Source organism: Kluyvera huaxiensis (assembly GCF_040149365.1).
GTDB classification, from domain to species: domain Bacteria; phylum Pseudomonadota; class Gammaproteobacteria; order Enterobacterales; family Enterobacteriaceae; genus Kluyvera; species Kluyvera intermedia_A.
The window spans coordinates 227,127-251,180 of sequence record NZ_JBEFLV010000004.1 but is presented as its reverse complement, the minus strand read 5'-3'; the positions used below and the strand labels follow the sequence as shown (position 1 = coordinate 251,180).

Sequence of the window (24,054 nt, the reverse complement as noted above, 5' to 3'; positions counted from 1 at the left end):
CAATATTGCCGCAGATAATACCCTATCTCACGTTCTGAGTCACAGCCCGTGAGATAGGTTGCAGGATGGTTAACGCAGCGGTAAATAAATATCGGTTTCTAGCTCATGCTCCGGCACATCGTTAATAAGATTGAGGTAGTGGAAAAACACCGGGGCATCGCGCAGGGCCTCGCCGCTGCCCGGTAGCCAGTCGCGGAACATCGCCCACACCGTCTGGGAAATATTGTCCAGCGAACCGTTATGCCGCCCAACGGCATAGCGCCCACCGGCTATTTCACCGTTGATCACACCAAAATCGTTCTCCGGGATAGCTGCCGACACGCTGCCGCAGATATCGAAGCGGAAGGCTTCGGCAGAGGTAGTGGCCGGATCGTCCCAGGCGATACCAAACGTTTTACTGTCACGCACGGGTGATAAACCGGTGCTTTTACGCCACGCGATAAAGGTCGCGGCGCTGTCGTTAACGAGTTCCGGACTACCACGGTGTTGCAGCATCGCCACCGGCGTTTGCGGGAAATCGACAATATTCACTTCCATCGTTTGCGGCTCCTGTGAGGCCATTTTCGGGACGCGCTGGTGCCAGTCCAGCCAGTCCGGCCGTTGGCGGAACTGGCTTGGGCTTTTACCGAACGCGGTTCTGAAGGCGCGGCTGAACGATTCAGGGCTCTGAAACCCGGCATCAAGCGCAATATCGATAACCTTATCCTGCGGATTAAACGCCAGCCGCCAGGAAGCCCGGCGCAGGCGCAGCCACTGAATATAGCGATACAGCGGCTGGCCGCTGAAGGCCAGAAACTGGCGATGGAAATGATAAGGTGAACAGCAGGCCAGCGCGCTGAGTTTCTCAAGCGTTAGCACTTCATCGAGATGGCGGGCGATATAGTCGCACACCATTGAGAAGCGCTCGCGGTACGCCGTTGTGATTGCATCGTTCATTGCATCCTCCTGATGACCTACTTTGCCTTTCCGGTCGACAATAATCCTGACCGATCTTGCGCAATGCAGTCGAAAACGAGGAGCGGCGGCAGGCGTTAGTTACTGACTTTACGGATCTGCTTCACATCAATTTCGACTGAGTTCCAGTCTTTGTCCACTTCGCCCTGAATCTCAACCAAATCCTGTGGCGTGATGGTCTGGCCGTTCCAGCGTTTATGGTCGATATCGACGTTCACAGTGCCGCTCGAATCCTTGAAAATATACAGATCGTCGGAGACGCGCTCGATAATATTACCGCGCAGAGTGACCCAGGTATCGTCACGCATCGATTTGGCATTTGCCGCCGTGGTGACGGTACCGTTTGGACCGACGAAACCGCCAGCCTGCGAGGTCGTCGTCGTGCTAGCCGGGCCGGAAAAACCGCCCTGATTAGCAGCCAAAGCCGGTGCGGAGGCCAGTGCCAGAATGGCGGCGATAGCAGCAAGTTTCTTCATGATATGTTCTCCCTTATTGGTTTCTGACGCCTATTACACACGCCAATTCTTAACAACTTCTTAAGGAAAAAAAAGATTTTTTATTGCTGTACAGCAGCCGTAAAGGCGCGGTTTACTTGGCTTATAGGGCAGCAGGCAAGGAGTGGCAAATGCGAATTCTATTAGTAGAAGATGACAAACTGATTGGCGACGGCATCAAAACCGGGCTCGGCAAAATGGGCTTTAGCATCGATTGGTTTACCCGTGGTGAAGAGGGCAAAATTGCACTCTACAGCGCGCCGTATGATGCGGTGATCCTCGACCTGACGCTTCCAGGTATCGACGGGCTGGATATTCTGCGCGAGTGGCGCGAAAAATCCCACCACGAGCCAGTGCTGATCCTGACCGCACGCGATGCCCTGAACCAGCGTGTGGAAGGACTTCGTCTTGGTGCCGATGACTACCTGTGCAAACCCTTTGCCCTGATTGAAGTCGCCGCGCGGCTGGAAGCATTGATTCGTCGGGCGCATGGGCAAACCAGCAGCGTGCTGCGCCACGGCGGCGTCGAACTCTGTCCGGGAAAACTGGTCGCCACCCTCGACGGTGAACCGCTGGCGCTAAAGCCGAAAGAGTTTGCGCTACTGGAGCTATTGTTGCGTAACGCCGGACGCGTGCTGCCGCGTAAGCTAATTGAAGAGAAACTCTATAGCTGGGATGAAGAAGTCACCAGCAACGCCATTGAAGTCCACGTCCACCATCTGCGCCGCAAGCTCGGCAGCCATTTTATCCGTACCGTCCACGGTATCGGCTACACCCTGGGTGACCAATGAATCTGCTCCGCCGCCTGAGTTTACGCTTTCGCCTGACGCTGCTGTTTATGCTCCTCGCCGCCGTGGCATGGTGTTTTGCCAGCGCCATCGCCTGGGAGCAGACCACGAATAAACTCGACAAGCTGTTCGACACCCAGCAGATGCTGTTCGCTAAACGCATCAGCGCCATGGACTTTGCCGACCTGCCGACCTCCCGACAGTGGATTCGTGCGCCCAAGAAGGTCAAACATGGGCATCTGGATGAAGATGCCCTGGCCTTCGCTATCTATACCGTCGACGGTGAAATGGTGCTGCATGATGGCGAGAACGGGCCGTACATTCCGTACCATTATCGCCGTGAAGGTTTTGATGACGGCCAGCTCAGCAATGATGACGATCGCTGGCGTTTTCTATGGCTCACCACCGCCGATAAAAAATACCGCATTGTGGTCGGCCAGGAGTGGGACTACCGCCGCGAGATGGCGCTGGATATCATCATCGGTCAGCTCACTCCGTGGCTCGTCGCCCTGCCAGTCATGTTTTTACTGTTGATACTGCTGTTGAGCCGCGAGCTGGCGCCGCTGAAAAAGCTGACCCGAACCCTGCGTCAGCGCGATCCTGACGCCAGCGACCCGCTCGATACTAAAGGCGTGCCAAGTGAAGTCCGGCCGCTGCTGGATGCTCTGAATCACCTGTTCCGCCGCACCCAGGACATGATGATCCGCGAACGACGCTTTACCTCCGACGCCGCCCATGAGCTACGCAGCCCGCTGACCGCGCTGCGGGTACAGGCGGAAGTGGCGCAAATGTCGCAAGATGATCCGCAAAGCCAGAGCAAAGCGCTCTTACAGGTGCACGCCGGGATCGATCGCGCCACCCGCCTGGTAGAACAGCTTCTTACCCTCTCCCGCCTCGACTCGCTGGAGCAGTTGGCCGACGTGCAGACGGTGAATCTCGACGATTTGCTGCAATCTTCGGTGATGGATATCTACCACTCGGCGCAAAAATCCGGGATTGAGATTCGCCTGCATCTGCACGCCCAGCGAGTCAGCCGCACCGCCCAACCGCTACTGCTTAGCCTGCTGGTCCGCAACCTGCTGGATAACGCCGTGCGCTACAGCCCTCCGGGCAGCGTGGTCGACGTCACGCTTGAGCGCAGCGGTTTCAGCGTTCGCGATAACGGGCCGGGTATTAGCCCAGAGGCACTGGCGCGCGTCGGCGAACGCTTCTACCGCCCTCCAGGACAGGATGAAACGGGTAGCGGTCTGGGGTTGTCGATTGTGCAGCGTATTGCCGCATTGCATCAGATGTCTGTCACCTTCAGTAACGCGCCAGAAGGCGGCTTCCGAGTAGAGGTTCTCTGGTAGCAGAATTATTGCGTTTTCAGCAAAAGACTTTGCACATTTTGTACATTTAACCGCTGTACTGAGCCGAGTATTATGGCTGACAAACGCATTTTCCTGAGGATAAATAATGAGCAACATTCTGATCGTCAACGGCGCGAAAAAATTCGGCCACTCTAACGGCCAACTCAACGACACCCTGACTGAAGTCGCGGAGACCTATCTGCGCGACCTCGGGCATGATGTTAAAGTCGTTCGTGCCGATGGCGACTACGACGTCAAAGCAGAAGTGCAGAATTTCCTGTGGGCCGATACCGTTATCTGGCAGATGCCAGGCTGGTGGATGGGCGCACCGTGGACCGTGAAAAAATACATCGATGACGTATTCACCGAAGGTCATGGTTCCCTGTACGCCAGCGATGGTCGCACCCGTTCCGACGCCAGCAAAAAATATGGCTCCGGCGGTCTGATTCAGGGTAAAACCTATATGCTGTCCCTGACCTGGAACGCACCGATGGAAGCCTTCACCGATAAAGAACAGTTCTTCCACGGCGTGGGCGTTGACGGTGTATATCTGCCATTCCACAAAGCCAACCAGTTCCTGGGAATGGAAGCGCTGCCAACCTTCATCACCAATGACGTTATCAAAATGCCGGACGTTCCACGTTATGTTGCAGAATACCGCGAGCATCTTGGGAAGATTTTTGCTTAACTGGTATGCTGGAATTAGAAGGAGTTAATCATGTTGACCGTTATTGCTGAAATCCGTACTCGTCCAGGACAACACCACCGCCAGGCGGTGCTGGAACAGTTTACGAAAATTATCCCTACCGTACTCAAAGAAGACGGTTGCCACGGCTACGCGCCGCTGGTTGATAACGCCGCTGGCGTAAGTTTCCAGACGACTGCACCGGACTCTATCGTGATGGTAGAAGTGTGGGAAAGCGTTGCCCACCTTGAAGCACACCTGCAAACCCCGCACATGAAAGCATGGGGCGAAGCGGTGAAAGGCGACGTGCTGGATACCACTATTCGTATCCTGGAACCGGGCGTTTAAGCGTTCGTTTCATACGGTGATTAACCGGGTTGCATTACGTTGACCCGGTGATATGACATACCCGGAGTCGGCGCTCACGCACCTCGTCCGGGTAATTAACTGCCGTTACCAGTACAGTTTCCAGCTCTGCGTCATGCGCACCAGCGCTTCTACATAGAAGTAATCCCCCCAGCTACAGCACTCATCCACGCCTTTATCGCTGGCGAAATGATAAACCGAATGCTTCAGCACGCCGGTACTCGGCTCGTCCACGCCCACCAGATAGTGTTTAGACAGCGATGACATCATACCCATGGCCCACTGCTGATAGCGCTCGCGATCGGGATCGGTCGTCGGCAAATATTTCACCAGCTCCAACAGGCCGCAGACCGCAATCGCCGCAGATGATGAATCGCGCAGCGCGTCGGTTCCCACCAGCGCCAGATCCCAATGGCATATAGCATCTTCCGGCAGACGGTTGAGGAAGTAATTTGCCAGCTTTTTCGACAGGCTAATCAACTCCGTATCGCCGGTGTAGATGAAGCTCAGCATAAAGCCATAGATTCCCCACGCCTGCCCTCGCGACCAGCACGAGTCATCCGCATAGCCCTGCTGCGTTTTGCCAAAGCGCGGCGCACCGGTCTGCACGTCCATATAGTAAGTGTGATAGGTCGATGCATCGTCGCGCACCAGGTATTTCGCCGACTGGCGGACATGCGCCCGCGCCGCATCAGCAAAGCGCGGGTCGCCGGTTTGCTCAGTCGCCCAGTAGAGCAGCGGCAGGTTCATGGTGCAGTCGATAATCATACGCCCCGCCTGCTCCGGATCGCTCAACACCCCCCAGGCCTGGATAATTTCCGCTTTACGATGGAAACGCTCTAACAGTGCTTCCGCCGCCTGCAGCGAAAACCCTCGCGCATCACGATTCCCGGTCAAACGCCACGCCGATACGCAGGAGAGCGTATACAGGAAACCCAAATCGTGAGTATTGGTATCATGCCGCCCGGCGATGCGCAGACCAAACGAGCGGACATGCTTCTCAGCCAGCGCACGGTATTTTTCATCTCCGGTCATTTCCCATGCCAGCCACAGCTGACCGGTCCAGAAACTGGTGGTCCATTCCACGTTTTCCGTTAACGGGTAGTAGCCATTGACGCAGGCTTCCGCAGGAAACTTATCACCGAAATCCGTTAAATGGCGGCTAATCAGCTTAAGGACATGGCTACGTGCCGAGCAGAGCTCATCGTTAAACGTCTGGAGATTAACGGGGGCACCCGGGTATTCGCGCAGTTTTTCCAGAGCGATATGGTTTAACATTTTCGGTTCCTTCATTCAGTAGAGCTTATTTAGAAATACCGTTTTCAGCCATATCCAGCGCAGGCTGGCGGTGATTCTGGCGTTTACAAGCGGATAAAGTGAAAGCGGAGACAAGCGTGAAGAACAATGCAATGCCGCCCATGATCATATAGGTCTTCTCAAAACCAATGCGGTCGTACAATAAACCTGCGGGCGAAGAGACCACGACGTTGCCGATATACAACATGGCCTGATAGCCGAGTAAATACATGGTGGCATTAACGCGCTTATCGAAATGCTCCGCGATATATTTAAATACCGACACCAGCAGCAGACAAATTTCCAGACCGTATAGCGGTTTAATAACGGAAATCAGCAAGTGAGAATCGCAGACGCCGGAAATAATAAGGCGAGCCCCCACTAATGCGCCAACAATCAGCAGACCGCGTTTAGCGCCGATATAGTTCACGAACATAGGCATAAAGATATACATGACGAATTCAGTACCGGACTGTACCGTGCCCAGCAAACCAAATACCGTGTTACCTTCATGCACATCATTAAAGAAGGTTACGAAGTAGCGCGAGAACTGCTGCTCGGCGACAAACATCATCCATGCGACGCCCGCCACGTAAAGGCAGAAAGCCCAGAATTTGCCGCTTTTCAGTAGGTTGAAAACGTCATTCAGGACAATCTTATCTTTCGAGATTACCGCGTCGGCATTACTGTTTTGCGTATCCACCTTCAGGCTCATCAGCACGGCCAGCATCACCAGCGATGCCACGCTGCCCATAATGAAGTTATAGGCCGGTGAGATATTAAATAACAGGCCGGAGAACGACGATGCCACCGCCCAGCCGAGCGAGCCCCACATACGGATCTGACCAAACTCCATACTGTTTAGGCGGCTGTAGCGATCGGCGTAGGATTCACAGGCAGCAACGCCCGCGTACCATGCAAAGCTCAGATAAATCGCCCCGACCACAATCCCCACCATGGTGTGGGACAGCAGCAGCGGCTGGTAGACATAAATAAAGAACGGCGCCATTAAGGCGGACATCACCACCACAAAGTAGAGCAAATATTTGCTCATGCCGATTTTATCGAGGATATAACCATATATTGGTTTAAGGATCACCGAGAATATCCCGTTAACGGCAAATACGGTACCAATCACCGCCCCGCTCAATTCGGCTTTCTGCCCTAACCAAATGGCAAACAAACCAATACTGGCAGACCAGGTAAAAAAGTATAACAAGATAAAAGAACTTATTTTGTAATATTCCAGCCTGTTTTGAGACGATATCTTTTCCATACAGCCCTCGACAAAACGTTGTAGGGTGCACGCTCTAAACATTTATTTCAGAGCGCGCCAGAGGTTTTTTATTAATGACTATTTTTAAATATGCAGAGAAAGAGTTTTCCCGCAGGTGTTATCCGTCACGCGCAGCGTATTATTATCAATGAGCAACGTTGGCAATATCGGTTGTGGCGCAGCGCGTTCGCCACTGGCGGCCACCGCGCTGCACAGCCAATGTTTACCGGGTTCAATTTCTCCGGTTAAGGTCGGGATAACCGCACACTCAGCAAACATCACGCTGCTATTAGGTGGCGTCACCACGCTATCGCCCTGACGGACGCCAGTCTGCGGCGTAATATCCGCAATCATGCTGACACCGTTGGCGGCATGCACCCGACTGAACTGCGCACGGGATTCGACGTCCGCTTTCATCACCGCAAAACCGCCTTCCACCGTCTGTAGTCGTCGTGCGGTATTCACACGGTGTACGCGCACATGCCACTCGCCGCACGGAATAAGCCAGGTATCAATCTGAACGTCGTGCCACGGCAGCCAACGGGAATAGATAGCGCCATCCAGCATCTCAACGCTGTCGCACTCACGGCGGCCGCGCCAGTAGTTGTCGTTGTCCGATAGCAGCAGCATTGAGTCACAGGCCGCATGTTTGATGCCGTAGCGCCCCCGCTCAATGGTGAAGCCAAAGCGGGTGGAATAGGCAAATTTGGTGTATTTCGCCTCGGTGTTAACGTAGTTGTTCAGCTCCAGCTGACCGGAGGTTAGCATCACCACGTGCTGTGATTTTTCATGGTGCTGCAGGATTTGTTGAGCGGGGATAATGGCGTGAACCGGTGCAAGTTCAGGCAACGGCAGTTCTTGCGCCTGCCAGAAATCGCTATCCGCCGGCAGTGCCAGAATCAGGAACACCTTCAGCGCCCAATATGGCGACCCCGGCGCGTTATAGTCTTCGCACATCGCCAGATTCGGATAAGCAAAGCCCAGGGTTAAGATTCCGTCGCGGTCGAAAATCGGCTTTTCCAGCCACCAGCGCAAGTGGCGCAGGATAATACCCTTCACGACGCCAGGCGCGAAAACATCCAGCCCAGCAAAAGCCACGCCGCTCCAAAATGCGACCATCGCAAAACGGTAATTCAGGCTGCGGCCAAACGGTACCGATGCACCATCGGCGGCAGAGAGATAGATAAAGTCTTTCGCGAACAGGCTGGCCCGTTCGCGCAGCGTCGCCGCACGAACGGGATCATCGTGGGCATTCAGGGTGGCGTAAATCAGGCCGTAGAAATGGAACGCCATCGAGATGTAGTAATCTTTTGGCCGACCGGGGCCGTCAGAGTACCAGCCATCGCCGAGGTAGTACGCTTCCATCATATTGAAACGGCGGTCGATAGCCGCCTGGTCGTATGGCATTCCGGCGCGTTTAAAACCGAGCTGCACGATAATGGCAAAATAGTTCCAGTTGCTATCCGGCATCTGGGCATCGGTAATTTGATTCAGCCAGCGATGCAGGTTCTTCAGCTCCGTTTCACTGAAATGATCGGTTAAGGTGTCCTGCATCAGCGCCAGACCGAGGCCGTAGGCCGCCATCTCAACCAACCGCTGGTCATACGGCCCGGTTTCTCCCCAGTAAGAAGGGCTTTGCGGGTCAGTGCCAAGCTTAATCGCGGTGATGTATTTATCACTAAACGGCACCTCCGCCCCACCCGCCAATAGCGGGAACAGGCCCCAGAGCGCTCTCGATAAGCCCTCCATCTCCGCAATGTCCGTGCTGTAGTGCGTACAGGTTTTACCCAGCGAGAACTGCGCTACGCCTGCGGGGAATTGTTTATCGAGAGCGTTCAGCATCATCATCAGCGTTTGCGTCACATCTTCTCGTGATGACAATATTTTTGATATTTTCGCCACTGTGCTGCCCCTTTATTTAACCATCCTCGAAAGTGGCTAAAGCATAGAGAGTCCGAGGGTTGGAGAAATGTTAACCAGGTCACAACTGATAGCAATGCCTGAACCGCTGCTTGATAAAATTTAAAACAGTGGTTTAGTAGTAAGATTAATGTCGAGAAAATTTAAATCTATTGCACATGACTTCATCCTTGAATGCCGAGCATCTGGAGCTGATCACACTCAATGACACCGTGGCGTCATTCAGCCGGCTTTTTGCCAATAGCGTACGCTACCACCATTGGCATCAATGTCTGGAAATCCTCTACGTTGAAGAGGGTTTCGGCGTGGTCATCGTCGATAATCGCCAGTACACCATGCGGCCCGGCAGGCTGTTTTTCTTCCCACCGTTTACGCTGCATAAAATTATGGTCGACGAGAAAGCCGAAGATAGCTATCGCCGAACCATTATTCATGTCGATCAGCACGCTATTGCCAAACTTCTTCAGCATTTCCCCGACAATCACCGCCGTTTACAGGCACTTTCCGCACGCGGTCGCCCGGCATTTGTTGCCGATTTAGCTGATGCCCATCCTCATATCGACCATCTATTTAGCCTCTACGCCAGCGCGGCAACAACTTCCGGACTCAGCACCGAGCAAATAGCCAATATGCTGATGACGCTCTTCAGTATGCTGCCGCCGGTGCAGGAAAAAATGACCGAGTCGGCGCAGGGTATCGCCACCCCAGTGATGTTCTGGATTGAAGAGAACTACCGGCAGAAATTCAGCCTCGACGCACTAGCGGCAGAATTGGGGAAATCACGCAGCTACCTGTCGCGCCGTTTCCATGCGGAAACCGGTGAGCATATTCACAATTATCTCAATACTCTTCGCCTACGCCGCGCTTGCGAACTGCTGCGGCATAGCGCGCTGCCGGTGAACGAAATTGCCGGGCAGGTGGGATTTTCTGAAGTGACCTACTTTATCAGTTCGTTTAAAAAGGGGATCGGTGAGACCCCCTTGCAGTACCGTAAAAATCACCTTAGCGTCAATAAGTTAGTGAAACACTGACGGTAGCCATAACGAAATAATCGGCACGTAGGTAATGACGATAAGCACGGCAAACAATGCCAGATAGAACGGCAGCATTGATTTCACGACTTGTTCAATCTTGACGCCACTGACGGCGCTGGCAACAAATAATACCGAGCCAACGGGCGGCGTAATCAGACCAATACCCAGATTGGTCATCATAATAATGCCAAAGTGCACCGGGTTAATTCCCAACTGTACCGCGACGGGCAGCAAAATAGGCGTCAAAATAAGAATCAGCGGTGCCATGTCCATCAGGCAGCCCAGCAGCAGCAGCAAAATATTGATAATCAGCAGGATGACGTATTTGTTATCGGACAACGTCAGCAGTGCCGCTGATATCTGCTGCGGCAGATCAACCAGCATCATCACTGAACCAAAGGCAGCCGCAAAGGCAATCAAGACCATCACCATGGTGACCGTTTTGATAGTGCGATGAATTAGCTTAGGAAAATCTCTGAACTTATATTCACGATAGACAAAGAAGGTGACGAACATCGCCCAAATACAGGCAATAGCACCGGACTCCGTCGGCGTGAAGAATCCCGAAAGAATCCCTCCGGAAATAATAACAATGGTGATCAGCCCCCAAATCGCATCCATGGCAATTTTAACCTTGCGACGGAATTCAATTTTTGCCTCTTTCGGGTAGTTATTCTTACGCGCTGAGAATAGGCACAGCACAATCAATGTCCCGCAGAGCACAAACGTGGGAATTATCCCGGCAAGGAACATCGCAGGGATGGTCACGGCGGCGGTATTAGCGACGATGGCAAACAACACCGAGTTATGGCTTGGTGGCACCAGAATGGCTTGTACCGAGGCACTCGCCGTTAGCACCGCCCCAAACGTTCGCGGGTAGCCTTTGCGCTCCATTTCCGGGATCAGCACCGAGCCAATCGATGCGGTATCCGCGACAGATGACCCCGAGATCGCGCCAAACAGCGTGGAGGCCAGGATATTAACCAATGCCAGACCACCACGAATCCAACCGACGAACAACCCGGCAAAATCCACCAGCCTTCGCGCCATTCCCCCTTCGGCCATAATTGCCCCAGCAAAAACAAAGAACGGGACCGTCAACAGGTTCACGTTATCCGTACTGTGGAAAATCGTAATAATCAGGCCATCAAGGGAGAAGTCCGCATACACCGTCACAATCGCCGCGGTAAGGCCAACGGCATAAGCCACCGGCATTCCTATCGCCATGAGCACGACAAAGGTCACTACAAAAACCAGCAACGTCATATCCATAATGATCGCTCCTTAATGGCCAACCGTCGGCGAGCCGTACTGCACCAGTTTTCGGTGCGTCTGCGGCCCACAGAGTAATTTTTCAATGACGAACAACAGCGTAAAGAACGACCCTAGCGGGATAGGTAAATGAGTAATACCGGAGGTCAGTAACGGCAGCGATGGCACGATATCTTCCCAGGCATCCATACAGCCTAAAATTCCCCATCGGATAATATATAAGCAGGTCACTAACATCGCTAAATCGACAACAATCCGTAACCCTTTTTTGGCACTTTCTGGAATATGATCCACCAGCATGGTGATCGCAATATGTCCGCCCGCACGATAGGCAGCCGCTGCGCCAACGAAGGAGAAAGTGATCATACAGATTTGCGACAACGGTTCCGGCCAACTGGTTGAAGCATGTGGTAAAAAATCGAGCCAGCCGGGAAAGTCTGGGCGAAAGCGGGCATAAATACCCACCAGATAAATAAACGTCATAAATAGCAGGCTGATTCCCGATAGCCAGATACAGACGCGGTAAACCCCATCCATAAGTAGAATGTATAAATTCTTCATATGTTCTCCGCAAAGAAGGCAGGCCAATAAAAATAGCCTGCTAAATAATTACTTGGTGTTTTGAATTTCTTGCATCAGTGAGCTGAACTGCTGGCTATATTTTTCGCGGACGGGAGCCGTTGCATCAATAAACGGCTGTTTATCAACCTCAATAAACTGAACGCCCTGTCCCTGAAGTTTTTTGGTAGATTTATCCACATACTGTGCCCACAGCACGCGTTCTTCCGCCTGAGCCTCTTTCGCCAGTTTGACAATTAATGCCTGATCATCAGGCGACAACTTTGCCCATTTCTTTTTCGAGAACACAAAGACTTCTGGAATCATAAAGTGTTCGGTTCTGTCGAAATATTTGGTCCCTGATACGACATAGTTTTCCGTGTCAAACGTCGGTTCATTATTTTCAGCGGCGTCAATAACCCCCGTTTGCAGACTGGCAAAAACATCGCCTACCGCCAGTACGACAGGGTTAGCGCCCATGGCTTTGAAGGAGTCGAGACCAATCGGGTTATTCTGCAGACGAATTTTCACCCCTTTTAGATCAGCCAGCGTTTTCACCGGTTTTTTGGTAATCAGACTGCGCGATCCGGCATCCATCCAGCCAAGAAACACCAGCCCAAGGTTGCTGGCGGTAATTTTCTGCCCCAACTGCGTACCCACATCTCCGTCCAGAACGTGGTGCAGGTGGTCAGTATCGCGAAACACAAATGGCATGTTGAAGACGCTGACTTCCGGAAGAATACCGCCTACGGGGGCCATGGAAACACGAAGAATATCAATCGCGCCGGCACGCGTTTTTTCAAGCGAGGCCCCCTCATCGCCCATTTGTCCATTTGGGAACATCTTGATTGAAAGGCGGCCATCGGTTTCGGTACTAAGCTTTTCCCCCATATGGATAACCGCTGCCGTCGTCGGGTAATCGGCCGGATGCACATCAGAAGCAATAAAAACCGTTTTCGCCATCGACATTGACGATGCCATAAATAGAGAAAGCGAAATAATCCCTGAAATAACATTTATTTTTTTCATGATTCACCTATCAATTATATTCATCAGATATGGGTTATTGGTATGCCAGCCCTTTCGTCCGCACATAACGTTATGCAAACCACCAAAAACTTTCTGTGATAGATAACCAAAAAGAAAAAGGATTTCAAATAAATAAAAAACGCGTTTAAGATAATTAATTTATATTTATTTGGATTGGATTATTTATTTTATAAATGAATATAGTGATTATTTTAAATGTGATTATTTTAAATGCGTTTACTTAAATGAAAGTATAAATAGTTATAGAAACAAGAAGGGTCAAATTAACTTCACAATTGCATACTGTCGCTGGGTGGCGCGATGCCACCCAGCGAACTTTTTAGGCTTCGATATCCGCCATGTCGCCTTTTTCCTGCAGCCAGTTACGGCGATCTTCCGAACGCTTCTTGGCTAACAGCATATCCATGGTGGCATCGGTCTGCTGTTCGTCTTCATCGGTAATGAAAAGCTGTACCAGACGGCGAGTGTTTGGATCTAGCGTTGTTTCACGCAGCTGCATCGGGTTCATTTCACCCAGACCTTTAAAACGCTGCACGTTCGGCTTGCCCTTTTTACGCTTGAGCTGCTCGAGCACGCCCGCTTTCTCTTCTTCGGTCAGGGCGTAGTAAACCTCTTTACCCAGATCGATACGGTACAGCGGTGGCAGCGCTACGTACACGTGGCCTTCTTTCACCAGCGCACGGAAATGCTTCACAAACAGCGCGCACAGCAAAGTCGCAATGTGCAGACCATCGGAGTCCGCATCCGCGAGGATACAGATCTTGCCGTAGCGCAGCTGGCTGAGATCCGTGCTGTCCGGATCGATACCAATGGCTACGGAGATATCGTGTACTTCCTGCGATGCCAGAACTTCATCCGAGGAGACTTCCCAGGTATTCAGGATCTTACCTTTCAGCGGCATGATCGCTTGATATTCACGATCGCGCGCCTGCTTGGCGGATCCGCCTGCAGAATCACCTTCGACGAGGAACAGCTCGGTACGATTGAGATCCTGGGCGGTGCAGTCAGCCAGTTTACCCGGCAGCGCAGGGCCGCTGGTCAGCTTTTTACGCACCACTTTTTTCGCCGCGCGCAGACGACGCTGGGCGCTGGAAATCGCCATCTCAGCCAACAGCTCTGCCGACTGAACGTTCTGATTCAGCCACAGGCTAAAGGCGTCTTTAACCACACCGGAAACGAATGCCGCGCACTGGCGTGAAGAGAGACGCTCTTTGGTCTGACCGGCAAACTGCGGATCCTGCATCTTCACGGAAAGTACGTAGGCACAGCGATCCCAGATATCTTCCGCCGACAGCTTCACGCCGCGCGGCAGGATATTGCGGTACTCGCAGAACTCACGCATCGCATCCAGCAGGCCCTGACGCAGGCCGTTGACGTGCGTCCCGCCCTGCATCGTTGGGATGAGGTTGACGTAGCTTTCGGTCAGCAGCTCGCCGCCTTCCGGCAGCCACAGCAGCGCCCAATCCACCGCTTCGGTTTCCCCGGAGAAATTACCGACAAACGGTTTCTCCGGCAGCAACGGCAGGCCGTTCACCGCTTCGCTCAGGTAGTCGGTCAGGCCGTCAGCATAGCGCCAGGTCTGTTCGGTATCGTTAACTTTATCTTTAAAGACGATTTCCACACCTGGACAAAGTACTGCTTTGGCTTTCAGCAGATGGCTTAAGCGAGAAGCGGAAAAGCGCGGGCTGTCAAAGAAGCTTTCGTCAGGCCAGAAGTGCACGCTGGTCCCGGTGTTGCGTTTACCGCAGGTACCGGAAACATGAAGCTCTTCGACCTTTTCACCGTGTTCAAAAGCGATGCTGTAGATCTGACCGTCACGACGAACGTTCACTTCAACACGCTTTGACAGGGCGTTGACTACCGAGATCCCTACGCCGTGAAGGCCGCCGGAGAACTGGTAGTTTTTATTAGAGAATTTACCGCCCGCATGCAAACGACAGAGGATCAGCTCAATCGCTGGCACCCCCTCTTCCGGGTGAATGTCGACGGGCATGCCGCGGCCGTCATCGATAACTTCCAATGACTGATCGGCATGAAGGATAACCTCAACGCGCTTCGCGTGTCCGGCTAGCGCTTCGTCCACACTGTTATCAATAACTTCCTGACCCATATGGTTAGGGCGTGTGGTATCTGTATACATCCCCGGGCGGCGGCGAACCGGCTCAAGCCCGGTGAGTACCTCAATGGCATCAGCGTTATAAGAAGATTGCGTCATGATCTATTCGTAGGTAGTTGGCGTTGCTTAATGCAACCCCAGAAAATCGATAATCTGTGTGAAGTGATCTTCAAAGCCGGTGAATGCATGATTACCGCCCTCCTCGACCGTTTGTCGACAGGAGGCGAAATAGTCCACGGCCTGGCGATAATCAAGAACTTCGTCGCCGGTTTGTTGAAGCAACCAGATAAGATCCGGCGCCTCAAGGGGATCAATTTGCATCACTTTGAGATCGTAAATATGGCGAGACTCTAGCACATATTGTTGGCCGGTGTAGGGATTCTCGTTCGGGCCAAGAAAATTCGTCAGCAGCTCAAACGGCCTCATCGCCGGGTTGACGACTACCGCAGGCAGCATGAAGCATTGTGACAGCCAGGTGGCGTAATACCCCCCAAGTGACGACCCGACGATACCGAGTGGCTCACCGCCGTTTTTCAGTACCAGCGCTTCAAGCATTTCGGCTGCTTGCGCCGGATAAGCCGGCAACTGCGGAATGAGCATGTTCACATTGGGATAGTGCTCTGCCAGCCACTGCTTAAGCGCAGTGGCTTTCGCCGACCACGGGGAGCTGTTGAATCCGTGCAGATAGAGAAGCGTTGACATCAATAGCCTTCAGATGCGGTGTCAGGATGGAATTCCACCCCGGCCAGACGGCAGACTTCGGTGGTTAATGAGCCATCATCGTGTAACTCCAACCAGCGCCAGCCGGGAGAAACGGTATCCAGGGTAAAGTTCGAACAATGCGGTTTAAACTGCACGCAGGTCGATGGCGTCGCCATAATACGACGACCGTTCCAGTCAACGTCCAGCTCCTGATGGATATGGCCGCAGAGCAGATGTTTCACTCGTGGGTAACGTGCCAGTACGCCATCCAGCGCCCCGGCATTACGCAAGCTGTGTTGATCCAGCCAGCTACAGCCCGAAGGTAGAGGATGATGGTGCAGCAGCAGCAACGTGTAACGCTCAGAGGCTTCCGCCAGACGTTTCTCCAGCCATTCCAGCTGAAAGTCGCTCAGCTCACCATGAGGCACACCGAAAACCTGGCTGTCCAGCAGCAAGATCTGCCAGCGCTCACCGATCAGTACGCGCTTCGCCGATGAAATACCAGCCTCCTGCAGCGTACTGTACATTGAAGGCTGAAAATCGTGATTGCCCGGCAACCAAACGCAAGGTGCAGAAAAACTCGCGATGCCATCAGCAAAGTGCTGATAGGCCGCGGATGAGTGGTCCTGCGCTAAATCGCCAGTTGCAACCACCAGGTCTACATCACGCGCCGAGGCATGAATGGCCTGCAAGACGGCGTGGTAGCTTTCCCAGGTATTCACCCCTAACAGCGTTTCATCCTTCTGGGCAAACAGGTGAGTATCAGTAACTTGCAGTACCCTGACACTGGCCCCACCAGCCAGAGGAAGGTTTAAAAGGCTTTCCAAATGGTGTCCTTAGGTTTCACGATGCAAACATACACGGCATCCTCTCAGGCGACTTCTCGCTGGCAGCGTCATCAATGCCACCTGAAGGGTGCTATGTACAAACCGGAATCGCCATCGCTCCATGTGCTAAACAGAATCTAAGCCAATCGGCCAAAAACTGATTAATTTGATGCTTTTCGTCGCGTTGATGCAACTTTTTATTTGGATAATCATACCGCGCTTTGAAGCGAAAGATCTGCTGACTTGAACACACTTCAGCCACCATCGCATCATGATACAGCCGAACCGTCATCGACGGCAGGCTCCAGTAGCTTACCGCAGGCAGCGTTTGTTCAATCGTCACCAGCGTAGTGTAGCGAGTCGATTCGACTATCGTTAAGCGATATTGCGCATTAGCCACCTGATAGTTCACCGTTTCACCGGCTTCATCAACGCGCGGCAACAAGCGACGCAATTGTGCGAAGTTGGTCTCGCACAGGCGCATCATTTCTGGGAAGTCAGGCGTATATCGCTTCATTTGATCCACTCTTTTCGTAAGTCCTGATAATGCAGCTGTAGCCATTGCAAAGCGATGACAGACGCTGCGTTGTCAATTTTTCCATCCTCTACGCATTGATAAGCGAACTCCCGGCTTACCACATGAACCCGAATATCTTCGTGTTCTTCCGCCAGCCCATGAATACCTTTGGCCGTTGTCGCATCGACTTCACCGACCATAATAGTCAGACGTTCACTGGTGCCCCCAGGACTTGCCAGATAGCTGAGGCACTCCTTCACGCGGCCCACATTCAACCCCGCTTCCTCCTGCGCTTCCCGGCGAGCAACGTCTTCGACGGTTTCCCCTTCTTCTATCATGCCGGCAACCATCTCCAGCAGATAAGGCGTTTCGCTGGTGTCATAGGCGGCAATGCGAATTTGCTCAACCAGCACTACTTCATCACGCACTGGGTCAAAGGGTAGCAAGACTGCGGCATGACCGCGCTCAAAAATTTCGCGTCTAACCTCACCGCTCATCTCGCCGTTAAACAAGCGATGGCGAAAACGGTATACATCAAGCGAAAAAAAACCGCGATATACCGTTTCTCGTGCAATAATTTCTACATCATTTTTCGAGAGCGTTGCCACTGGGTTAACTGTTTTTGTCATGGACAGGCCTATGCAGTGATTGTGTTGAAATTATGGATTTAAAGTTGGTGGGTCAAAGAATCCACTAACTCTATGGTAGATTGGTGCAAATTAACGCCAGATGGCACATTACGACAACTTTTTAACGTGGCAGACTCTGGTACAATCGGCGAATATTTTTTCTGTGAATTAGATCAGCGCTAAGCTTCACAACAAGGAATGCAAATGCAAATGAAGAAATTGCTCCCCATCCTTATTGGTCTGAGCCTTACGGGTTTCAGTACAATGAGCCAGGCAGAGAACCTGTTACAGGTGTATCAGCAGGCACGTACCAGTAACCCAGATCTCCGCAAATCTGCCGCAGATCGTGATGCTGCGTTCGAGAAAATCAACGAAGCGCGCAGCCCTCTGTTACCGCAGTTAGGTTTAGGTGCAGATTATAACTATACCAACGGCTTCCGCGACAGCAACGGCGTGAACTCTAACGTCACCAGCGGTTCGCTGCAGTTAACGCAAAGCCTGTTTGATATGTCCAAATGGCGTGCTCTGACCCTGCAAGAGAAATCGGCAGGCATTCAGGACGTAACGTATCAGACCGATCAGCAAACCCTGATCCTCAATACCGCTACGGCGTACTTCAACGTGCTGAGCGCTATCGACTCGCTCTCCTATACCGAAGCGCAGAAACAAGCGATTTACCGCCAGTTAGATCAGACAACTCAGCGTTTTAACGTGGGTCTGGTAGCAATTACCGACGTGCAGAACGCCCGTTCACAGTACGATACCGTCCTGGCGAACGAAGTGACCGCGCGTAACAACCTCGACAACGCCGTTGAATCGCTGCGTCAGGTCACCGGTAACTACTACCCAGAACTGGCTTCACTGAACGTTGACGGCTTTAAAACCGATAAACCACAGGGCGTGAATGCGCTGCTGAAAGAAGCCGAAAACCGCAACCTGTCTCTGTTACAGGCTCGTCTGAGCCAGGATCTGGCGCGTGAGCAGATTCGTCTGGCCCAAGATGGCCATCTGCCAACGCTGGATTTAACCGCCTCTACCGGGGTGTCTAACACCTCTTACAGCGGCTCCAAAACTAACGGTACCGGTAGCTACAACGATAACGACGCCGGGCAGAACAAAATTGGCCTGAGCTTCTCCCTGCCGCTGTATCAGGGCGGGATGGTTAACTCGCAGGTCAAACAGGCGCAGTACAACTTCGTCGGTGCTAGCGAGCAACTGGAAAGTGCCCACCGTTCCGTGGTGCAGACCGTCCGTTCTTCCTTTAATAACGTTAACGCCTCTATCAGCAGCATCAACGCCTATAAACAGGCCGTTGTTTCTGCGCAGAGTTCTTTAGACGCGATGGAAGCGGGTTACTCCGTCGGCACGCGTACTATTGTTGACGTATTGGATGCGACCACGACCCTGTATAACGCTAAGCAACAGCTCTCCAGCGCACGTTATAACTACCTGATCAATCAGCTGAATATTAAATCAGCGCTGGGTACGCTTAACGAGCAGGATCTGCTGGCGCTGAACAATACGCTCGGCAAACCAGTTTCCACAGCGAACGCAAGCATTGCGCCAGAAAACGCGCAGCAGGATGCCGCCGCTGATGGTTACACCTCTGGCGCAACCAGCAAAGCGCGCATTCGCTAAGTACTCGCGCTAGATTGCCAGAATAAGGGTTCGCATCGTGCGAACCCTTTTTTTCAGCCCTCTCAACGTAAGGCAACGTAAAGATCCCCCGCTTTATCCCCTTCTTAGCTTCATTTTCAACCACTCATCCACTATCCTGAGCGCTATTGCAATACCACTCTACTGGGTCCAGGAAGATTAAAATGAAACGGACAAACAATATTCAGCACGCTGCTTTTCGTAAAAGCTGGGGTGCACGCCATTTAACGCCGGTTGCACTCGCCGTTACCGCCGTATTCATGCTAGCGGGCTGTGAGAAGAGCGACGAAACCGTGACGCTGTATCAGAATGCGGATGATTGCTCTGCAGCCAACCCGAGCAAAAGCGCGGAATGTACAACCACCTATAACAACGCCTTGAAAGAAGCCGAGCGCACCGCGCCGAAATACGCCAGCCGTGAAGACTGCGTAGCCGAATTCGGTGAAGGCCAGTGCCAGCAGGCACCTGCTCAGGCTGGCATGGCGCCAACCGGCGAAGGCCAGGCTCAGGCGCAGAATCAGAGCAGCGGCAGCTTCTGGATGCCGTTGATGGCAGGTTACATGATGGGTCGTATGATGAGCGGCGGCATGGGCGGCTACCAGCAACAGCCTGTCTTCACCTCGAAAAACCCATCCAGCCCGGCCTACGGTAAATACACCGATGCAGGCGGTAAAAACTACGGCGCCGCGCAGCCGGGTCGTTCTATGAACGTACCGAAAACTGCGATGGCACCAAGACCTGCGACCACCAGCACCGTCACCCGCGGCGGCTTTGGCGAGTCCGTGGCGAAGCAGTCCACCATGCAGCGTAGCGCGACGGGCAGCACCTCCCGTTCAATGGGCGGCTGATTATCATGGAAAGAGTCAGTATTGTTGAACGCCCAGACTGGCGTGAAAAAGCGACTGAATATGGTTTTAACTTCCACACCATGTATGGCGAACCGTACTGGAGTGAAGAGGCCTATTACAAGCTGACGCTCGCGCAGGTAGAAAAGCTGGAAGACGTCACCGCCGAACTGCATCAGCTGTGCCTGAAAGTGGTGGATCGCGTTATAGCCAGCGATGAACTGATGGCCAGGTTCCGCATTCCAAAACATACCTGGAGTTTCGTCCGCCAGTCATGGCAAACCCAGCAGCCTTCGCTCTATTCACGCCTCGATCTGGCGTGGGACGGTACCGGCGAACCGAAGCTGTTAGAGAACAACGCCGATACACCAACTTCGCTGTATGAAGCGGCGTTCTTCCAATGGATTTGGCTGGAAGATCAGCTAAACGCCGGCAACCTACCGGAAGGCAGCGACCAGTTCAACAGCCTGCAAGAAAAGTTAATCGAGCGCTTTACCGAACTGCGCGAGCAGCACGGTTTCCAACTGCTGCATCTCACCTGCTGCCAGGATACCGTGGAAGATCGCGGTACGGTGCAGTATTTGCAAGATTGCGCAGCCGAAGCGGAAGTCGCCACCGAGTTCCTCTATATCGATGAAATTGGTTTAGGCGAAAAAGGCCAGTTTACCGATCTGCAGGATCAGGTTATCGGCAATCTGTTCAAGCTCTATCCTTGGGAATACATGCTGCGTGAAATGTTCTCCACCAAGCTGGAAGACGCTGGCGTGCGCTGGCTGGAGCCGGCGTGGAAGAGCATTATCTCCAACAAGGCGCTGCTGCCGATGCTCTGGGAAATGTTCCCGGATCACCCGAACCTGCTGCCTGCCTACTTTGCCGAAGACGCTTATCCCGCGATGGATAAGTATGTGGTGAAGCCTATCTTCTCCCGCGAAGGGGCGAATATCTCGATCGTCGAAAACGGCAAAACCATCGAACAGGTGGAAGGCCCGTACGGCGAAGAAGGGATGATCGTGCAGCAGTTCTATCAGTTACCAAAATTTGGCGATAGCTATATGTTAATTGGCAGCTGGCTTATCAACGATCAGCCAGCTGGGATTGGCATCCGTGAGGACAGAGCGCTGATCACCCAGGATCTGTCGCGTTTCTATCCCCACATTTTTGTTGAGTAACCGTTAGCCCACCAGCACCGACAGCATGCTTAAGGAACCCATTTCGATACCATCTACCGGGATCGTGATGGGTTCTTCTCCATCCCATGCACCTAAAACATACAGCAGCGGCAGGAAGTGATCCGCCGTTGGGTTAGAGAGCGAACCGCCTTCATGCTGCAGATAGTTCACCAGCGGATGCTGTTCAACCGGCCCTTGCCATTGCAGATTCGCCTTAACATAGTCGTTAAATGACGTGGCCCACGGATACGGTGCGGAATCGCCGTGCCATTTTGCGGTACGCAGGTTATGTACTACGTTACCACTCGCCACCAGCATAATGCCTTCATCGCGCAGACTGGCCAACTTGCGCCCCATCTCCAGATGCCAGGCAGCCGGTTTGGTGCTGTCAATACTCAACTGCACCATCGGGATATCCGCGTTCGGGTACATCTTAATCAACACGCCCCATGAACCGTGGTCAAAGCCCCAGGCTTCCGTATCCAACGCGACAGGAACCGGTGACAGCAGCTCCACAAGCTTCTGCGCCAGCTCCGGTGAGCCAGGTGCCGGATAATGCGTGTCGTACAATGCCTGTGGGAAACCGCCAAAATCGTGGATCGTTTTAGGCGCTTCCATGGCCGTGACTCCCGTACCACGGGTAAACCAGTGCGCAGAGACGACGACTATCGCTTTCGGCCGCGGTAATGTCTCACCGAGGTGCTGCCAGGTACGGGTATACAGGTTATCTTCCAGTACGTTCATCGGGCTACCGTGACCTAAAAACAGTGCTGGCATTCGGCTACGAGACATGATGTTATCCTTCCAGAGGCATATTTGAATAACACCACATTAACCTGTTTTCCGTGAGGATAAACTCAGATAAGCGTGATGATGATCTTCAGAAAATTTGAATGTAAGGATGCAGTAAAGAATCTATTCGCCTCTCGCCAGGCGTGATGAATTCCAATATCATGAATGATAATCATTATCATAAGGAGTAAGCGATGTCGGTACCGCTGATTCTGACATTACTGGCAGGCGCTGCCACCTTCATTGGCGCCATTCTTGGTGTTATTGGACAAAAGCCGTCAAATCGGGTTTTGGCCTTTTCACTCGGTTTTGCCGCTGGGATTATGCTGCTGATCTCGCTGATGGAGATGCTGCCCGCGGCGCTTGGCACCGAAGGTATGTCGCCGGTGTTAGGCTACGGCATGTTCGTGGTGGGGCTTATTGGTTACTTCGCGCTGGATCGCGCGCTGCCGCATGCTCATCCGCAAGATCTGATGCAAGAAACCACTCAGCCGCTGCCGCGCAATATCCGCCGCACGGCGGTCTTGTTGACCCTTGGGATCAGCCTGCACAACTTCCCGGAAGGGATAGCCACCTTCGTCACCGCTAGCAACAATTTAGAGCTGGGGTTCGGTATTGCGCTCGCCGTGGCGCTGCACAATATCCCGGAAGGGCTGGCGGTCGCCGGGCCGGTGTATGCGGCCACAGGGTCAAAGCGCAAAGCGGTATTCTGGGCGGGAATCTCCGGTATGGCAGAAATCCTCGGCGGCGTGCTGGCGTGGGCGATTCTCGGTAGCATGGTGTCACCGGTACTGATGGCGTCAATTATGGCCGCCGTCGCCGGGATTATGGTCGCGCTGTCGGTTGATGAACTGATGCCGCTGGCTAAAGAGATCGATCCCAACAACAACCCGAGCTACGGCGTGCTATGCGGGATGTCGGTGATGGGATTAAGTCTGGTGGCATTACAGTCGATGGGGATTGGTTAACAGCCATAAAAAAGCCCGGCACAGTGAGCCGGGCTTTTTCGTAAGGGAGCGCAATTAACTTGCTTTGCGCTCGTGCTCACGACGGTAGGCCACCAGATCTTCGATAGTCACCAGCGCCATATTGTGTTCCTTCGCAAACTTGATGCATTCCGGCGCGCGCGCCATGGTGCCATCGTCATTGGTCAATTCACACAAAACGCCAGCCGGTTTAAAACCTGCCAGGCTTACCAGATCGATAGTGGCTTCAGTATGGCCACCGCGGGTCAAAACGCCGCCCGGCTGCGCGCGCAGCGGGAAAACGTGGCCCGGACGGTTCAGGTCTGACGGCTTAGCGTTGTCGGCGATTGCTGCACGAACGGTAGTCAGGCGGTCAGCGGCGGAAACGCCGGTGGTCACGCCGTGTGCTGCTTCGATGGTAACGGTAAAACCGGTGCCGTAAGCGCTGGTGTTGTTTTCCACCATCATCGGCAGTTCCAGCTGTTTACGACGTTCATCGGTCAAACACAGACAAACGATGCCGCTACCGTGACGGATAGTCAGCGCCATTTGTTCAACGGTCATATTTTCGGCGGCAAAGATCATGTCGCCTTCGTTCTCGCGATCTTCGTCGTCCAGCACCATCGCACCGCGGCCTTCGCGCAGAGCAATCAGCGCGTTTTCAACGCGTTCGAAAGAAGTACCAAAAGAGGAAAGTAGCGTCTGATTCATGGTAAAAAAACCTCATTAATATTATGGTTACCAGAATCAGGGCAGTCTTAGGAGTGCCGATAAACGGCTAATAGATAACGCGA

24 protein-coding genes are annotated in these 24,054 nt (G+C 53.0%); 9 read left to right on the top strand and 15 right to left on the bottom strand.

Features of this window, described 5'->3' with window-relative positions:
- Nucleotides 1-69: 69 nt before the first annotated feature.
- Entirely contained in the window at nucleotides 70-936 is an 867-nt protein-coding gene (locus ABOC97_RS06690) for an AraC family transcriptional regulator (RefSeq protein WP_349595471.1), read from the bottom strand.
- A 95-nt stretch (nucleotides 937-1,031) separates the two neighbouring features.
- Complete coding sequence (locus ABOC97_RS06685; RefSeq protein ID WP_349595468.1) at nucleotides 1,032-1,430, bottom strand: YgiW/YdeI family stress tolerance OB fold protein; 399 nt, start codon at nucleotides 1,428-1,430, stop codon at nucleotides 1,032-1,034.
- Nucleotides 1,431-1,579: 149 nt separating this feature from the next.
- Here ABOC97_RS06685 and qseB point away from each other — a divergent pair, with 149 nt between their 5' ends.
- The 4 genes from qseB to ABOC97_RS06665 all read left to right on the top strand — a co-directional run bounded on the left by qseB (nucleotide 1,580) and on the right by ABOC97_RS06665 (nucleotide 4,618).
- Nucleotides 1,580-2,239 carry a quorum sensing response regulator transcription factor QseB gene (qseB, locus tag ABOC97_RS06680; RefSeq protein ID WP_349595465.1) on the top strand — a complete coding sequence of 220 codons (660 nt, stop codon included), beginning with the start codon at nucleotides 1,580-1,582 and terminating at the stop codon, nucleotides 2,237-2,239.
- Entirely contained in the window at nucleotides 2,236-3,585 is a 1,350-nt protein-coding gene (gene qseC / locus ABOC97_RS06675) for a quorum sensing histidine kinase QseC (RefSeq protein ID WP_349595462.1), read from the top strand. Before qseB ends, qseC begins: the two co-directional genes overlap by 4 nt.
- A gap of 106 nt (nucleotides 3,586-3,691) precedes the next feature.
- A complete protein-coding gene (locus tag ABOC97_RS06670; RefSeq protein ID WP_234507658.1) occupies nucleotides 3,692-4,273 on the top strand; it encodes an NAD(P)H-dependent oxidoreductase in 582 nt (193 codons plus the stop codon).
- Between the two features lie 30 nt (nucleotides 4,274-4,303).
- Nucleotides 4,304-4,618, top strand: coding sequence for a putative quinol monooxygenase (locus ABOC97_RS06665; RefSeq protein ID WP_234507661.1), 315 nt, complete (start codon nucleotides 4,304-4,306; stop codon nucleotides 4,616-4,618).
- A 105-nt stretch (nucleotides 4,619-4,723) separates the two neighbouring features.
- Here ABOC97_RS06665 and ABOC97_RS06660 read toward each other — a convergent pair whose 3' ends face one another.
- From ABOC97_RS06660 to ABOC97_RS06650, 3 genes are all read right to left on the bottom strand, one after another.
- Complete coding sequence (locus tag ABOC97_RS06660; RefSeq protein ID WP_349595459.1) at nucleotides 4,724-5,914, bottom strand: glycoside hydrolase family 88 protein; 1,191 nt, start codon at nucleotides 5,912-5,914, stop codon at nucleotides 4,724-4,726.
- Between the two features lie 25 nt (nucleotides 5,915-5,939).
- Nucleotides 5,940-7,208 carry an oligosaccharide MFS transporter gene (locus ABOC97_RS06655; RefSeq protein ID WP_349595456.1) on the bottom strand — a complete coding sequence of 423 codons (1,269 nt, stop codon included), beginning with the start codon at nucleotides 7,206-7,208 and terminating at the stop codon, nucleotides 5,940-5,942.
- A gap of 84 nt (nucleotides 7,209-7,292) precedes the next feature.
- Complete coding sequence (locus ABOC97_RS06650) at nucleotides 7,293-9,056, bottom strand: DUF2264 domain-containing protein (protein ID WP_349595541.1); 1,764 nt, start codon at nucleotides 9,054-9,056, stop codon at nucleotides 7,293-7,295.
- Between the two features lie 230 nt (nucleotides 9,057-9,286).
- On the opposite strand from ABOC97_RS06650, the gene ABOC97_RS06645 reads away from it, so the two are divergent.
- A complete protein-coding gene (locus tag ABOC97_RS06645) occupies nucleotides 9,287-10,159 on the top strand; it encodes an AraC family transcriptional regulator (protein WP_349595454.1) in 873 nt (290 codons plus the stop codon).
- On the opposite strand, the gene ABOC97_RS06640 is transcribed toward ABOC97_RS06645, so the two are convergent.
- From ABOC97_RS06640 to nudF, 8 genes are all read right to left on the bottom strand, one after another.
- Nucleotides 10,145-11,434 (bottom strand): TRAP transporter large permease, encoded by a 1,290-nt coding sequence (locus ABOC97_RS06640; RefSeq protein WP_349595451.1) that lies wholly within the window; start codon nucleotides 11,432-11,434, stop codon nucleotides 10,145-10,147. The genes ABOC97_RS06645 and ABOC97_RS06640 overlap by 15 nt on opposite strands.
- Before the next feature lie 12 nt (nucleotides 11,435-11,446).
- Entirely contained in the window at nucleotides 11,447-11,995 is a 549-nt protein-coding gene (locus ABOC97_RS06635; RefSeq protein ID WP_349595448.1) for a TRAP transporter small permease, read from the bottom strand.
- Nucleotides 11,996-12,043: 48 nt separating this feature from the next.
- Entirely contained in the window at nucleotides 12,044-13,021 is a 978-nt protein-coding gene (locus ABOC97_RS06630; protein ID WP_349595445.1) for a TRAP transporter substrate-binding protein, read from the bottom strand.
- A 340-nt stretch (nucleotides 13,022-13,361) separates the two neighbouring features.
- On the bottom strand, nucleotides 13,362-15,257 hold the full coding sequence (gene parE / locus ABOC97_RS06625; RefSeq protein ID WP_349595442.1) for a DNA topoisomerase IV subunit B: 1,896 nt from the start codon (nucleotides 15,255-15,257) through the stop codon (nucleotides 13,362-13,364).
- Between the two features lie 27 nt (nucleotides 15,258-15,284).
- Nucleotides 15,285-15,860: an esterase YqiA gene (gene yqiA / locus ABOC97_RS06620; protein WP_349595439.1), complete on the bottom strand. Its 576-nt coding sequence runs from the start codon at nucleotides 15,858-15,860 to the stop codon at nucleotides 15,285-15,287.
- A complete protein-coding gene (gene cpdA, locus ABOC97_RS06615) occupies nucleotides 15,860-16,687 on the bottom strand; it encodes a 3',5'-cyclic-AMP phosphodiesterase (RefSeq protein WP_349595436.1) in 828 nt (275 codons plus the stop codon). Before cpdA ends, yqiA begins: the two co-directional genes overlap by 1 nt.
- A gap of 91 nt (nucleotides 16,688-16,778) precedes the next feature.
- The gene (locus ABOC97_RS06610; RefSeq protein ID WP_112202397.1) at nucleotides 16,779-17,204 is read right to left on the bottom strand and encodes a DUF1249 family protein; all 426 of its coding nucleotides are present in this window, start codon (nucleotides 17,202-17,204) and stop codon (nucleotides 16,779-16,781) included.
- The gene (gene nudF, locus ABOC97_RS06605) at nucleotides 17,201-17,833 is read right to left on the bottom strand and encodes an ADP-ribose diphosphatase (protein WP_234508733.1); all 633 of its coding nucleotides are present in this window, start codon (nucleotides 17,831-17,833) and stop codon (nucleotides 17,201-17,203) included. Before nudF ends, ABOC97_RS06610 begins: the two co-directional genes overlap by 4 nt.
- Before the next feature lie 210 nt (nucleotides 17,834-18,043).
- On the opposite strand from nudF, the gene tolC reads away from it, so the two are divergent.
- The 3 genes from tolC to ABOC97_RS06590 all read left to right on the top strand — a co-directional run bounded on the left by tolC (nucleotide 18,044) and on the right by ABOC97_RS06590 (nucleotide 21,503).
- On the top strand, nucleotides 18,044-19,471 hold the full coding sequence (gene tolC / locus ABOC97_RS06600) for an outer membrane channel protein TolC (protein ID WP_349595538.1): 1,428 nt from the start codon (nucleotides 18,044-18,046) through the stop codon (nucleotides 19,469-19,471).
- A 182-nt stretch (nucleotides 19,472-19,653) separates the two neighbouring features.
- On the top strand, nucleotides 19,654-20,337 hold the full coding sequence (locus ABOC97_RS06595) for a DUF1190 family protein (RefSeq protein ID WP_234508732.1): 684 nt from the start codon (nucleotides 19,654-19,656) through the stop codon (nucleotides 20,335-20,337).
- A 5-nt stretch (nucleotides 20,338-20,342) separates the two neighbouring features.
- Nucleotides 20,343-21,503 (top strand): glutathionylspermidine synthase family protein, encoded by a 1,161-nt coding sequence (locus ABOC97_RS06590; protein WP_349595432.1) that lies wholly within the window; start codon nucleotides 20,343-20,345, stop codon nucleotides 21,501-21,503.
- Between the two features lie 3 nt (nucleotides 21,504-21,506).
- On the opposite strand, the gene ygiD is transcribed toward ABOC97_RS06590, so the two are convergent.
- Complete coding sequence (ygiD, locus tag ABOC97_RS06585) at nucleotides 21,507-22,295, bottom strand: 4,5-DOPA-extradiol-dioxygenase (protein WP_349595429.1); 789 nt, start codon at nucleotides 22,293-22,295, stop codon at nucleotides 21,507-21,509.
- A gap of 194 nt (nucleotides 22,296-22,489) precedes the next feature.
- On the opposite strand from ygiD, the gene zupT reads away from it, so the two are divergent.
- The gene (gene zupT / locus ABOC97_RS06580) at nucleotides 22,490-23,263 is read left to right on the top strand and encodes a zinc transporter ZupT (RefSeq protein ID WP_061284378.1); all 774 of its coding nucleotides are present in this window, start codon (nucleotides 22,490-22,492) and stop codon (nucleotides 23,261-23,263) included.
- 54 nt (nucleotides 23,264-23,317) lie between these two features.
- On the opposite strand, the gene ribB is transcribed toward zupT, so the two are convergent.
- Nucleotides 23,318-23,971, bottom strand: coding sequence for a 3,4-dihydroxy-2-butanone-4-phosphate synthase (ribB, locus tag ABOC97_RS06575; RefSeq protein ID WP_349595425.1), 654 nt, complete (start codon nucleotides 23,969-23,971; stop codon nucleotides 23,318-23,320).
- Nucleotides 23,972-24,054: the final 83 nt, after the last annotated feature.

Bases quoted from the DNA above. Each gene is read 5' to 3' on its own strand.
- ABOC97_RS06690 (WP_349595471.1), bottom strand. From the start codon at position 936: ATGAACGATGCAATCACAACGGCGTACCGCGAGCGCTTCTCAATGGTG.
- ABOC97_RS06685 (WP_349595468.1), bottom strand. From the start codon at position 1,430: ATGAAGAAACTTGCTGCTATCGCCGCCATTCTGGCACTGGCCTCCGCA.
- qseB (WP_349595465.1), top strand. From the start codon at position 1,580: ATGCGAATTCTATTAGTAGAAGATGACAAACTGATTGGCGACGGCATC.
- qseC (WP_349595462.1), top strand. From the start codon at position 2,236: ATGAATCTGCTCCGCCGCCTGAGTTTACGCTTTCGCCTGACGCTGCTG.
- ABOC97_RS06670 (WP_234507658.1), top strand. From the start codon at position 3,692: ATGAGCAACATTCTGATCGTCAACGGCGCGAAAAAATTCGGCCACTCT.
- ABOC97_RS06665 (WP_234507661.1), top strand. From the start codon at position 4,304: ATGTTGACCGTTATTGCTGAAATCCGTACTCGTCCAGGACAACACCAC.
- ABOC97_RS06660 (WP_349595459.1), bottom strand. From the start codon at position 5,914: ATGTTAAACCATATCGCTCTGGAAAAACTGCGCGAATACCCGGGTGCC.
- ABOC97_RS06655 (WP_349595456.1), bottom strand. From the start codon at position 7,208: ATGGAAAAGATATCGTCTCAAAACAGGCTGGAATATTACAAAATAAGT.
- ABOC97_RS06650 (WP_349595541.1), bottom strand. From the start codon at position 9,056: ATGATGATGCTGAACGCTCTCGATAAACAATTCCCCGCAGGCGTAGCG.
- ABOC97_RS06645 (WP_349595454.1), top strand. From the start codon at position 9,287: ATGACTTCATCCTTGAATGCCGAGCATCTGGAGCTGATCACACTCAAT.
- ABOC97_RS06640 (WP_349595451.1), bottom strand. From the start codon at position 11,434: ATGGATATGACGTTGCTGGTTTTTGTAGTGACCTTTGTCGTGCTCATG.
- ABOC97_RS06635 (WP_349595448.1), bottom strand. From the start codon at position 11,995: ATGAAGAATTTATACATTCTACTTATGGATGGGGTTTACCGCGTCTGT.
- ABOC97_RS06630 (WP_349595445.1), bottom strand. From the start codon at position 13,021: ATGAAAAAAATAAATGTTATTTCAGGGATTATTTCGCTTTCTCTATTT.
- parE (WP_349595442.1), bottom strand. From the start codon at position 15,257: ATGACGCAATCTTCTTATAACGCTGATGCCATTGAGGTACTCACCGGG.
- yqiA (WP_349595439.1), bottom strand. From the start codon at position 15,860: ATGTCAACGCTTCTCTATCTGCACGGATTCAACAGCTCCCCGTGGTCG.
- ABOC97_RS06610 (WP_112202397.1), bottom strand. From the start codon at position 17,204: ATGAAGCGATATACGCCTGACTTCCCAGAAATGATGCGCCTGTGCGAG.
- nudF (WP_234508733.1), bottom strand. From the start codon at position 17,833: ATGACAAAAACAGTTAACCCAGTGGCAACGCTCTCGAAAAATGATGTA.
- tolC (WP_349595538.1), top strand. From the start codon at position 18,044: ATGAAGAAATTGCTCCCCATCCTTATTGGTCTGAGCCTTACGGGTTTC.
- ABOC97_RS06595 (WP_234508732.1), top strand. From the start codon at position 19,654: ATGAAACGGACAAACAATATTCAGCACGCTGCTTTTCGTAAAAGCTGG.
- ABOC97_RS06590 (WP_349595432.1), top strand. From the start codon at position 20,343: ATGGAAAGAGTCAGTATTGTTGAACGCCCAGACTGGCGTGAAAAAGCG.
- ygiD (WP_349595429.1), bottom strand. From the start codon at position 22,295: ATGTCTCGTAGCCGAATGCCAGCACTGTTTTTAGGTCACGGTAGCCCG.
- zupT (WP_061284378.1), top strand. From the start codon at position 22,490: ATGTCGGTACCGCTGATTCTGACATTACTGGCAGGCGCTGCCACCTTC.
- ribB (WP_349595425.1), bottom strand. From the start codon at position 23,971: ATGAATCAGACGCTACTTTCCTCTTTTGGTACTTCTTTCGAACGCGTT.